Below are 11,532 nucleotides of genomic sequence, written 5' to 3'. Positions count from 1 at the left end.
TTTAATGGGCTTTCGTAATATCTACATTCAAAAACCAACCCGTCTAAGTATTCGGCGGCAACAGTTGGTGATTCAACAAGAGGAAGATTATACAATACCGGTCGATGATATTAATAGTATTATGATCGACCATCCACAATGTACAATTACAACACCTGCCTTATCGGTATTAGCAGAGGCTGAAGTGGCGGTCTTTACTTGCGATCAAAAGCATCTCCCTTGTGCAATTATTTTACCGGTTGGTCAATATTTCAAAAAATTTGAAGCATTGACAATTCAAATGCATGTTCGTTCAAAACTAAAAGATCGCCTTTGGCAAAAAGTGATGAAACAAAAAATTGCTAATCAAGCTAAGTGTTTAGCGCTGAATGGGCGACCATCTGTTGAGCTTGAAGTAATGGGCAAACAAGTGCTTGAAGGTGATCGAAGTCATCAAGAATCACAAGCAGCACGACTTTATTTCAGATTGTTGTTCAACGACCAATTTACTCGGCGGACCGATGACGTCTTGAATGGTGCCTTGAATTACGGTTATGCGATTGTCCGTGGCGCAGTTGCGCGAGATATCTGTGCATACGGTTTTGAACCAGCACTAGGATTATTCCATCATAACGAATTAAATCCGTTTAACTTAGCAGATGATTTAATGGAACCTTTTAGACCATTTGTCGATCTGTGGGTTAGTCAAAATATTGAACAATTGGAAGAGGTATTAACTTCTGAAAATAAACAAGCACTGTTTGCACTATTGTTTACAGAAGTATTGATTGATGGCGAGTATCATACGCTAAATAATGCTATTCATAAAGTAGTTTCCTCGTATACAATGTGTTGTCGAAATGATTCAGCTGCAGGACTAAAATTGCCGGAATTAGTCCGATTGCGAGCTCACGAGTATGAGTAAATATATGCGTTTATTAGTGATGTTTGATTTACCGGTGGTTAAGGCAGAAGATCGGCGGGCGGCCAGTAAATTCCGGCAGTATTTACTGGGTGAAGGTTATGTAATGATGCAATATTCTGTCTATTATCGGATTGTGAATGGCTATGATATGTCAAAAAAATATGAGTATCGATTAAATGATAATTTGCCCGAAAAGGGGTCAGTACGATTATTGATTGTGACAGAGAAACAGTTTGATGAAATGCGGTTACTTGTAGGGGATCGGCTACCTAATGAGGAAAAAGTCGATGGGAACCAGTTGACTACATTTTGACCATTAAAAAAGGCTCGATATCGTTATGATATCGGGCTTTTTTAGTGAAGGTATTTCATCTTAACCGAATGTTGAAGGAAACAATAGCATCCACGCGCAATAGCTTCACGCACCGAAAATTTCATCTTAACCGAATGTTGAAGGAAACAATAGCACCAGACTCTTGCAGTCCGATTTCATCCCCATTTCATCTTAACCGAATGTTGAAGGAAACAATAGCTGCCCGTATTGAATATATAGTTTTTCATTTATTTCATCTTAACCGAATGTTGAAGGAAACAATAGCTACATTGCGCAGCGTAAGCCAAAAAGCGATATTTCATCTTAACCGAATGTTGAAGGAAACAATAGCAGCTTTACTTCAAGCCTAATCGTACGTTAAATTTCATCTTAACCGAATGTTGAAGGAAACAATAGCATTTCGCTGAAACCTAATTCATCAATTTGTATTTCATCTTAACCGAATGTTGAAGGAAACAATAGCCTCACGCACCCAGTTAATAACGCATCAATATTTCATCTTAACCGAATGTTGAAGGAAACAATAGCATACTCTTTCGTAGTGATCATCAAAGCGACATTTCATCTTAACCGAATGTTGAAGGAAACAATAGCCTTATCGAGCTTGTTAAGTTTTGATTCCAAATTTCATCTTAACCGAATGTTGAAGGAAACAATAGCGCACCACGTAAAGCAGTACCGGCGACTGAAATTTCATCTTAACCGAATGTTGAAGGAAACAATAGCAGAACAATCCGACAGAACAAAAGTCGCGTAATTTCATCTTAACCGAATGTTGAAGGAAACAATAGCATTGGCCAGTCCGTAGCGCTAATTGGATATATTTCATCTTAACCGAATGTTGAAGGAAACAATAGCTCAATCGTTGCTAGGATGACACTTCTGAAAATTTCATCTTAACCGAATGTTGAAGGAAACAATAGCTGCAGCATTGATTGAGTACGGGATTTACAGATTTCATCTTAACCGAATGTTGAAGGAAACAATAGCGGCATTAGTCGTGATAATTGCCTCTTTATCATTTCATCTTAACCGAATGTTGAAGGAAACAATAGCTCAATCCGCGTGCGATTAGCGTTAATGATAATTTCATCTTAACCGAATGTTGAAGGAAACAATAGCGCTGCTAACTTCAATGCGGCGCAGGGCGGAATTTCATCTTAACCGAATGTTGAAGGAAACAATAGCAATCAAAGATTACGAAGGTGGCTATTTAAAATTTCATCTTAACCGAATGTTGAAGGAAACAATAGCATTATCCATTTAGCATCTCCTTAATGATTTATTTCATCTTAACCGAATGTTGAAGGAAACAATAGCCCTGACTCATCGAAGAAAGAGTTTTTCCGTATTTCATCTTAACCGAATGTTGAAGGAAACAATAGCAAAAGTACGTGTTATCAGACGACTCGCTCTATTTCATCTTAACCGAATGTTGAAGGAAACAATAGCAATTAAGGAGTGATGATGATGAAACATAGAATTTCATCTTAACCGAATGTTGAAGGAAACAATAGCGCTAGACACTTGGAACACCATTTCATGGCGATTTCATCTTAACCGAATGTTGAAGGAAACAATAGCAAATTATCTTTAGATGATGAGGGCAAGTTGATTTCATCTTAACCGAATGTTGAAGGAAACAATAGCTCCATCACGTTGAAATTGAACAGATAGGGCATTTCATCTTAACCGAATGTTGAAAGAAACAATAGCTTATGACGGTAGCTTACAGCTACGTCAGGAATTTCATCTTAACCGAATGTTGAAGGAAACAATAGCTCATCCCCTACCCCACGTTCGTTTCTACTATTTCATCTTTTTATGGCGTAGGGATAATTTAGAATATATGTGTGGTATAATTGATAGTGAAGTTAAACTATTTTAACTTACTGATAACTCTACGTTTTAAATTGAGATTAGAGCATAAAAAAACCCGCCGAAGCGGGCAAGTAAAATAGATATTGCCGTATCTATTTTACTTTATAAGCATTGTGGCTAGATTCGAGTCTGATCCACAAATACCTACAAGTCCTATTGTACGTTTTTTTTTGAATTTAACAACTTTTTAGACTAGCCATGAGTGCGCCCAAAAACAATGAATAACTATTTATCTAAAATGGTTTATTGATTTGGCGGTAATTATGGTTATTTTTGTGTCTAATTTTCGAGAACGTAATTATTTTTAGGAGTGATAGGAATGGATGAAGTTGTTGGAGAAATCTACATAACAAAAAACTATGGTCAATTTAAATATTTTGAAGGTAATCGTAAACCTGAGATGAGACGTACTTTAAAAAAATCTATTAGTGAGAATGGTATGTTAGTACCAATCATTGTGAATAATGGGTTTGAAATCGGTGACGGACAGGCGAGGTTTCTTGCTGCTAAAGAAACGAATCGACCAATACTTTATAGAATTGTGAGTGGAATCACCTTTGAAGATATTATAAAAATGAATCGGACGACACATAATTGGACATTGTCCGATTATGTACATCGTTATACTGTGGAGGGTAATGAAGAGTATATGAAGTTATCAGAGTTACATAGTAAGAATCCACATATTCCACTATCTTCGATGGCAAGGACTGGGATGGGACGTAGTGGTGGCATATCAAGTGGTGTTCTACAGGTTCATATGGGTGGGTTTAATTTTTATAATTATAATGCCTACCGTCGTTTCATTAATGAGTATAATCGATTTATTGAAATGACCGGTTTAAAGAGCTATCAACAACTATTTATGGCCTATTTTGAGTTGTACACGATAAGAAATATTAAAATCGAAAAATTGCCTGAATATTTAATTGACTCGAAGGTTCTAAGCGAGCTACGAGGCAATAGAAGTCAAACTAATATTATGATTAAAATGGTTAAGCTATATAATGCAAAACATAACGCAAGTGAAAATAGTAGGATAAAATTTGAAGTGAAGAATAATAAATTACCTAATATATTATCTGAAAAATCAAGAGAGCTTCTAAATATATAGTAGCTGAAAGGAAAAGGAATGGATCGAGTTTTTAGTAAAATATATCAAACATATAATTATCAACAATTTAAGATTTTAGAATATAATCGTGACATTACTAAATTTGATTTATTAAATGAATCAATCGCTACTGAAGGCATTAAGAATCCAATTTTAGTAGATGAAGAATTTAATATTATCGATGGCCAGCATCGTTATACTTATGCTAAAGAATTAGGGAAACCGATTATTTATTACGTGACTCCTAAAAAAAGTGAGAATGATGTGGTTGAGATTAATACAACTGCTAAGCGTTGGCAGATTAGCGATTACATTCGGCATTACGCAAATCAAGGAAACGACGAGTATTTAAGATTAAACGAAGCGATTCAAAATATGCCATTTATTAGGCCAACTGATATTATTTGTGTTGGTTATGGATTGATCGATCGTCGAAAAGTAAAAATTTTAGACGTGGTTAAACAAGGAAAGTTTAGGTTTAAGAGTTATGCGGATTTCTTAAAGGTTGCCCAGTACTACCGTCAATTTATAGAAGCAACGCAGATTAGATCTGTTGCGGGTGTTTTTTTAGCTTATTATAATTTGTTTACGGTTATTGATTTTGATAAAGAACGGTTATTACGCAATGTTAATAGTGGTAATACAAGGGATAGATTGATAGGAGTGTCTAATTTTAGAGTCATTTTGAAAGAACTTGTAGACGCATATAATAAAAATGGCATTGTTATTCAGTATACACAGACTGAAAGCATCGATTTTTTAATAACAAATGAAAGAAAAGAGTTTATTATTAGAGGTTTAAATTAAATTTGGGTAAACTATTGAGGCATGTTTTTAATATGTGACTATCAGGTGTTGATGTGTTACCCAAATAAGGAGGCAATCTAATGACAGTACACCAACAAAAGCGGCTGGTACTGGCGGTAAGTGTCATCTTACTAGCACTGATTATTTTATTGATTGGTTGGCGCCATCAGAGGACGGTCGTTGCCTTTTTAGCGCAGTGGCAGGATTATCGGCAATATGTGTTGGATATCCGTCATCTGGGGCCATATGCGTTCTTGGTGTTTGGCTTAGTGATGGTCGTGATGACAGTGATTCCTGGCGCGCCGACTTCAGCGGTTGCGATGCTTGTCGGGGTTTGCCTAGGGCATTGGGGTGGCTTTGTCGTTAATGCGATTGGTTTAACACTCGGGAATTTACTGCAAGTGCAGTTATTGACCAGAGTGCGGGATCACCGCCACAAAAAGCCGGATTCACGCGTTTATCGTGCGTTAGTTAAAATGCGGCATCCGGCCGTGGGCGTCTTGATTGGTTATGCAGTACCAATGATTCCGACTGCTTTTGTGAATCTAGCCGCCGGTGATACGCATTTAACGGCTAAAGCACAAAGCTGGGCTTGTTTAGCCGGTTCGACGATCGTTGCTTTTATTTATGCCTTTGCTGGAGATTTATTAATCTTGAAACAAGATTGGAAGAGTCTCCTCATTCTGTTGACGATTGCGGTTGTGATTGGCTTGGCGGAATACGGGATTCGTATGCGGCGCGATGCTGTGGTGCGAGGGACCGACTAGATAGTGAAAACGAGGCGTTCATTGCCAGGAAGATGCCAGCCAGCTTCAACATCTGATAATGGTAGTGTCCGAGTTGTAAAAGTAAAAGGGTGTTCTTTTTCAGCGGTTAAAATGGCGTGCAAGGACTTCATGATATTGATAGGCGCAACTGAACCTTGGCCGGAGCCAATTAAGCGCAAAGCGACAGCGCGGAAGGCAGCCCCTGGAATGGGTGCGGTTTGGCCAGCAGATGAGCCGATTTCAACCCATTGCAAAAGTTGTTCGGCATTTTGGCGGTGGGGGATGATGGCGGTCATGGCGTTTGCTGCAACGTCGCCCCAAAGATAATCCAGGACGATATCAACGTCACTACCAGCTTTAGCGAGTTGAGCATTGCGTTGTGCGGGTTCTGCAGAGAGATCGACCAGTTGTGTAGCGCCTAAGTCAGTTAGTGTCTTGAGCTGCTCTGTATTGCGGGCGACGGCGATAATTTCTGAAGCGCCTAAGCGTTTGGCAATCTGAACGGCCATCATACCAGCATTACCGGTAGCGCCCAGGATCATAACTTTTTGACCGGCACTAAAATTGGCACGGTAGTTTAGGGCCATCCAAGAAGAAAGCGCGGGATTCATCATGCCTGCTAATTTAAGCGCATCAAGGCCATCGGGAACGGTTACCCAGTGGCCTTTTTTGACGGCGACTTGTTCAGCAAAAGTACCTTCGCTGGCGAAATAAACTTGTTCACCGGTTGGTAAAGTGCCGATGCCATCGACACCGGGGATCATTGGTAGTTGGTCCGTGGAGGTGTAGTGGCTGCCGGCTGCTCCGGAGCGCACCCGATTAGAAAGGGATGAGGCAATCACGTTAATGAGGACTTCATCTTGGTGAGGGGTTGGTGTTGGAAATTGGTTATCAAATTTAGGATCTTGTTTAAAATCTGTTACAACTGCTGCTTGCATATTAAAAACCTCTTTTTTATAGGATTAATTACTGGTAATGAATTAGGGTGAAAATAACCCGGTTAACTGTAAAAGTGAAAGATTCTTGTTTTTTAATTACCTGTAATGTAAAATTAGTATAGATTCTAAATTCATGAAAGTCAACAGATATATTACAGGTAATTAAAAATGTCTAAATTAGCAAAGCTCCAAGAAATGATCGCCAAATTACATGCTGAAAATGATCAAGATCCTGAGCGCGAGTGGCTATTGCAGCATTTACAGGCCAATAAAACGCCGGAGATGATGGCTCAAGCCAAGAAATTGACGCATTCAGAATTGGCAATTTTGACCCAACTGGCACAGGCAGGCGAAGCAATCCCGTTTAAGCAGCTACAGGCACAATCCGAATTGTCGCAAGGGATGTTATCGCGCTATATTCAGCGCCTCGCTAAGAATCGGTTGGTTGAAAAATTTCACACGCCGGAGAATCAAAAAGCCGTTGTACTGAGAATTACGGCCCGCGGACAAGAAATCGGTGAGCTGCATCATCAATTACATCAACGGCAACGCCAAAACTATGAAGCTGTTTTAGCCAACTACTCCGAAGCTGAAGTTGAGACTATTGCGCAATTTATCGAACAGATGATAGCGGCGCGCGAAAATCTTTAATTCGAAATCTCAAAAACGGTTCGAAGTGACATTGAAAAAGGAACCTGAAAAGGGGCCTTTTTTGTTTGTCTTCCAGTCAACTTAAAGGTGTATGATAATAAAAGCAATTGAGCCGTTGAAGTGCGCTCGTTAAATAGCGGCGCTTATACTATAATAAATAAAAAATAGAAAATACGGAGTAAGTTGATAGTGAATAAGAAGAATACACTTTTAGTAACACTGGCATTATTATTATCAAATATGATGGCGGGGCTTGATGGGACAATCATTAATACGGCCTTGCCAGCAATCATTAGTGATTTGCACGGGATTCAATATATGGGCTGGATTGTGGCGGTCTTCTTGTTGGGGATGGCGGTGGCCACGCCTTTATGGAGTAAGTTGGGTGAACACATCGGCAATCGGCGGGCCTATCAATTGGCAACGTTGTTGTTTGCGATCAGTTCGATTTTTCAGGCGGTTTCTGGGAACATCGTTTTCTTCCTGATTGCTAGAACCGTCATGGGGATTGGTGCTGGTGGGATGAACACCTTGCCATTCATCATTTATGCTGATTTATACCAAGATTTGCGCAAGCGGGCGCAAGTTATCGGTTATGCCACTGCGAGTTATAGTGCGGCTTCGATTGTCGGGCCACTGATTGGTGGTTGGATTGTTGATACCTTTAGTTGGCACTGGGTCTTTTACATCAACGTGCCAATCGCATTGGTATCCATTCTCTGCGTGCGGTATTTCTTCAAAGAACAACCTAAAGTACATCTCAGTGGCAGCGTCGATTACTTAGGTGCCGGTATTATGATTACCAGTTTGGTGACGTTATTGACCGGGATTCAAATGATTGGGACTGGCTCGTTGACGCTGATTATTGGGTTAATCGTCGCAGGCTTGGCCTTGTTAGTTGTATTATACCGAGTGGAAGATCGCGCGGCCGATCCAATCGTACCGAACCGGTTGTTTAAAAATCTGCAATTGGTGACTGATTTCATCCTATTCGTCGTTTTATGGGGCGCGTTTATCGCGTTTAACATTTATATTCCAATGTGGGCGCAAGGGTTACTAGGTTTGAGTGCGTTACTCGGCGGAATGACGCAAATTCCAGGCGCGGTCACTAACTTGATTGGTTCGCTGGCTGGGCCGGCAGTTCAACCACGCTTAGGGAAACACCGCGTAGTGACCTTGGGGACCGTCGCTTTTTTAATCGCCTTTAGCGGGATGTTAATGATAGGCGATCGGGCACCATTTTGGTTTTTATTATTGATGGGCGCTTTTGAAGGGTTCGGCCTTGGGATGAGTTTTAACGTCTTGCAAATTAGTGTCCAAGAAGACGCTGAGACGCGCGATGTGCCCATTGCGACCTCATTTGCTTATCTCTTACGGATTCTGAGTCAAACGTTCATGTCGTCGATTTACGGCGTGATTTTAAACCATGCTTTAACGCAAGGGATTGCCAAATCACACGGCCAAATCACGATGGCGATGATGAACAAGTTGAGCAATCTCCAACGTGTGCACGAATTGCCAGCGCACCTCTTACCAGCAATGCGCGCGATTATGTACCAAGGCTTACACAATATTATGTTGATTGCGACAGTGCTCTTGGTGATCGTGCTCGCCTTTAATCTGTGGTTACAAGGAAAAGCGAAAAAAGAAAGCAGTATTTAAAAAAGTGTTGAAGGCCCAGTTGGTCTTCAACACTTTTTTAGTAGTAATATTTCAAATCACTGGCGGGGCTTGGGTAGTTGTAGATTGTATCGGTGAGTTCAGCCACGGTCGTGTGATTTTTAATGAGGGGTGTCAAATAATTGATTAATTCTTCGGCAATCGCGGTGTAGGCTGCCGCGCCGACGAGTTGGTTGGTTTGGCGGTCAAAAATCGTTGTGACCATCGCGTTTGGTTCCTTAATCCGATTGAACGTGTACCACTTGGTGGTTGTTTGTTGATTAAGTCGATATTGATCAGGATTTTCTTGTGCGGTTTGAACAGAGATACCGACTTGTGAAATCTGGGGGCTAGCGTAAACCGTGTGTGGAATGAGCGGATACGCAATGGGGTCTGAATTGGTTTGGAGAAGTTGATCGGCTACATAGCGCCCTTCAAAGCCGGCGACTGGCGTCAATTTAGGCTGGGGCCGATCAACGACATCGCCAATAGCGTAGATCCGCGGGTTACTGCTGACTAAGTGATCGTCTACTTGAATACCGTGGTGGCCAGTGACAACGTCCGCTGCGGGTAAGTTGAGTTGGTCGATATTGGCGTGACGCCCGAGTGCGGCAAAAGCGGCATCCACGGTTAGTGTGAAGCCCCCTGCGTTGTTGAGCACGAGGCCTTTGGTGGTCTCATGGACTTTGGTGACCGTTGTTTCGAAATGGAACTGAACGCCCTTATTTTGAAGGCTGGTAATCAATTCGGTCGTCATGGTTTCTGGAAAATCGCGTAAAATCCGGTTGTTGTGTTGAATGATATGGACTTCAGCGCCCGCTGTGGCGGCGATGTTCGCTAACTCGATGGCGATATAACCGGCACCGATGAAGGCTATTTTAGCAGGGAGGTGATCCAGGTCTAAAAATTGATTGCTGGTCTGTAAAAGATCGCGTCCTTCAATTGCAGGCAGCGTTGGGGTTTGACCGGTTGCGATGATGAAGTGATCAGCCGTGTAATCCGTTTCATTGACGCGTAAATAGTGGTCAGCGATAAAGTGGGCAGTACCAGTTACTGTACGAATGCCAGCGCTTTGTAGACCACTTAAGGTGCCGTCCGGAATTTGGGTGGTATATTGGCGTTTAAAAGCCATCAGTTGAGGCCAATTGATATAACTGGTGCCGACCAAACCACTAGCTTGCATGGCGTGCTGGTGGTCAATGGCTTCAACGGCCGAGTAGAGCATTTTTTTAGGATCGCAACCGCGATTGGGACAAGTACCACCCCATAAATCATTTTCGACGACTAAGACGGACTGTTGTTCCGCCAAGCGGTAGGCCGCTGCCAAGCCGCCGGGGCCACCACCAATCACGATGGTGTCAAAATGTGTTTTCATATTAAACCCTCCTTAATTGATTGCTTTGGCTTCATCGTAGCACAGTGTAAAAGTGAATCAAAAAAATAAGATTGACGGCTTCAAGCACGTCAATTGGTGGGACTTTTTGTAAGTGGTACAATGAGTTAACATATCTTTGAACGGCAAAAGGAGGATTGCATGATTGAATTTGAAGGTGTTACCAAACAATACGGCCAAAGCCGAGCATTAGACGGCTTAACATTAACCATTCCAGACAATGGTCTATTTGTGTTGGTCGGCCCTAGTGGTAGCGGGAAAACGACCTCGGTCAAAATGATTAATCGGTTGATCGAACCAACTAGTGGGACGATTAAAATTGATGGTCAGCCAATTGACCAAATGGATTTACAGACCCTCCGGCTTAACATCGGCTATGTTTTACAAAATATCGCCCTTTTTCCGCATTTAACCATCGAAGAAAATATTACGATTCAACTTGAAGTCTTGAAGTGGTCTAAAGCTGATCGCCAAAAACGTGCTCGGGAGCTGTTAATGCTGGTTAATCTGGATCCGGATAAATATGCCAACCGCTACCCTAGTGAGCTCTCTGGGGGGCAACAACAGCGAATTGGGATTATTCGGGCGCTGGCGACCAAACCCAAAGTGATTTTAATGGATGAACCGTTTAGCGCGCTTGATCCTGTGACGCGGACACAATTGCAAGATCTCGTATTGGATTTGCAAAAGCAATTGCATAATACGGTTGTTTTTGTGACCCATGATATGAAAGAAGCCCTGCGCTTGGGCGATGAAATTGCGGTCATGCGGGCGGGGAGCATTCAACAAATTGGAACGGCCGAAGCGATTTTTAACCAACCGAAAAACGACTTCGTCCGTGAATTTTTCGATATTGAACGCCAACCAACGACCTTGACGGTGCAAGATTTAGTGGCTGCAGATTTGGGAACCTTGGTTAGCGGGCAACCGGAAACGATTGCCATGACAGCCTCCATCAAGGCCTTGGCCCAAGCCTTAATCGCGCAACCTGAAGGGGTCGTCGTGGCACTTGAGGACCAAACACAACGGCAATTGACGACGACTGATTTAACGACGCTCATTGCGAAACGGGGGCTTTAATGAT

Annotated in this window: 10 protein-coding genes and 1 CRISPR repeat array; of the genes, 8 read left to right on the top strand and 2 right to left on the bottom strand. The window is 41.8% G+C overall.

Annotated elements, in window-relative coordinates; translation table 11 throughout:
* Positions 1-4: 4 nt before the first annotated feature.
* The 5 genes from C0213_10230 (at position 5) to C0213_10210 (ending at position 5,807) form a co-directional block, all read left to right on the top strand.
* Positions 5-904, top strand: coding sequence for a type II CRISPR-associated endonuclease Cas1 (locus C0213_10230; protein ID AUX12760.1), 900 nt, complete (start codon positions 5-7; stop codon positions 902-904).
* Positions 897-1,217, top strand: coding sequence for a CRISPR-associated endonuclease Cas2 (gene cas2, locus C0213_10225; GenBank protein AUX12759.1), 321 nt, complete (start codon positions 897-899; stop codon positions 1,215-1,217). The genes C0213_10230 and cas2 overlap by 8 nt, the downstream gene beginning before the upstream one ends.
* Before the next feature lie 52 nt (positions 1,218-1,269).
* Positions 1,270-3,085: a CRISPR direct-repeat array (repeat unit 36 nt; unit sequence ATTTCATCTTAACCGAATGTTGAAGGAAACAATAGC).
* A gap of 353 nt (positions 3,086-3,438) precedes the next feature.
* On the top strand, positions 3,439-4,233 hold the full coding sequence (locus C0213_10220) for a hypothetical protein (protein ID AUX12758.1): 795 nt from the start codon (positions 3,439-3,441) through the stop codon (positions 4,231-4,233).
* A gap of 18 nt (positions 4,234-4,251) precedes the next feature.
* On the top strand, positions 4,252-5,040 hold the full coding sequence (locus tag C0213_10215; GenBank protein ID AUX12757.1) for a hypothetical protein: 789 nt from the start codon (positions 4,252-4,254) through the stop codon (positions 5,038-5,040).
* 80 nt (positions 5,041-5,120) lie between these two features.
* Positions 5,121-5,807: a hypothetical protein gene (locus tag C0213_10210; GenBank protein ID AUX12756.1), complete on the top strand. Its 687-nt coding sequence runs from the start codon at positions 5,121-5,123 to the stop codon at positions 5,805-5,807.
* On the opposite strand, the gene C0213_10205 is transcribed toward C0213_10210, so the two are convergent.
* A complete protein-coding gene (locus C0213_10205; protein AUX12755.1) occupies positions 5,804-6,745 on the bottom strand; it encodes an alcohol dehydrogenase in 942 nt (313 codons plus the stop codon). The genes C0213_10210 and C0213_10205 overlap by 4 nt on opposite strands.
* A 168-nt stretch (positions 6,746-6,913) precedes the next feature.
* Between C0213_10205 and C0213_10200 the strand changes: the two genes are divergently transcribed.
* On the top strand, positions 6,914-7,396 hold the full coding sequence (locus C0213_10200) for a MarR family transcriptional regulator (GenBank protein ID AUX12754.1): 483 nt from the start codon (positions 6,914-6,916) through the stop codon (positions 7,394-7,396).
* A gap of 189 nt (positions 7,397-7,585) precedes the next feature.
* Positions 7,586-9,058 carry an MFS transporter gene (locus C0213_10195; GenBank protein AUX12753.1) on the top strand — a complete coding sequence of 491 codons (1,473 nt, stop codon included), beginning with the start codon at positions 7,586-7,588 and terminating at the stop codon, positions 9,056-9,058.
* Between the two features lie 37 nt (positions 9,059-9,095).
* Here the strand turns inward: C0213_10195 and C0213_10190 are convergent, their stop codons facing one another.
* On the bottom strand, positions 9,096-10,430 hold the full coding sequence (locus C0213_10190) for an NAD(P)/FAD-dependent oxidoreductase (GenBank protein ID AUX12752.1): 1,335 nt from the start codon (positions 10,428-10,430) through the stop codon (positions 9,096-9,098).
* 159 nt (positions 10,431-10,589) lie between these two features.
* Between C0213_10190 and C0213_10185 the strand changes: the two genes are divergently transcribed.
* Positions 10,590-11,528 (top strand): proline/glycine betaine ABC transporter ATP-binding protein, encoded by a 939-nt coding sequence (locus C0213_10185; protein AUX12751.1) that lies wholly within the window; start codon positions 10,590-10,592, stop codon positions 11,526-11,528.
* The last annotated feature ends 4 nt before the right edge of the window (positions 11,529-11,532 follow it).

Source organism: Latilactobacillus sakei (assembly GCA_002953655.1).
GTDB classification, from domain to species: Bacteria; Bacillota; Bacilli; order Lactobacillales; family Lactobacillaceae; genus Latilactobacillus; species Latilactobacillus sakei_A.
Note: the sequence above shows the minus strand (reverse complement) of the source record. Positions and strands in the feature narration are given on the sequence as shown.

Bases quoted from the DNA above. Each gene is read 5' to 3' on its own strand.
- C0213_10190 (AUX12752.1), bottom strand. From the start codon at position 10,430: ATGAAAACACATTTTGACACCATCGTGATTGGTGGTGGCCCCGGCGGC.
- C0213_10205 (AUX12755.1), bottom strand. From the start codon at position 6,745: ATGCAAGCAGCAGTTGTAACAGATTTTAAACAAGATCCTAAATTTGAT.
- C0213_10215 (AUX12757.1), top strand. From the start codon at position 4,252: ATGGATCGAGTTTTTAGTAAAATATATCAAACATATAATTATCAACAA.
- C0213_10210 (AUX12756.1), top strand. From the start codon at position 5,121: ATGACAGTACACCAACAAAAGCGGCTGGTACTGGCGGTAAGTGTCATC.
- C0213_10200 (AUX12754.1), top strand. From the start codon at position 6,914: ATGTCTAAATTAGCAAAGCTCCAAGAAATGATCGCCAAATTACATGCT.
- C0213_10230 (AUX12760.1), top strand. From the start codon at position 5: ATGGGCTTTCGTAATATCTACATTCAAAAACCAACCCGTCTAAGTATT.
- C0213_10185 (AUX12751.1), top strand. From the start codon at position 10,590: ATGATTGAATTTGAAGGTGTTACCAAACAATACGGCCAAAGCCGAGCA.
- cas2 (AUX12759.1), top strand. From the start codon at position 897: ATGAGTAAATATATGCGTTTATTAGTGATGTTTGATTTACCGGTGGTT.
- C0213_10220 (AUX12758.1), top strand. From the start codon at position 3,439: ATGGATGAAGTTGTTGGAGAAATCTACATAACAAAAAACTATGGTCAA.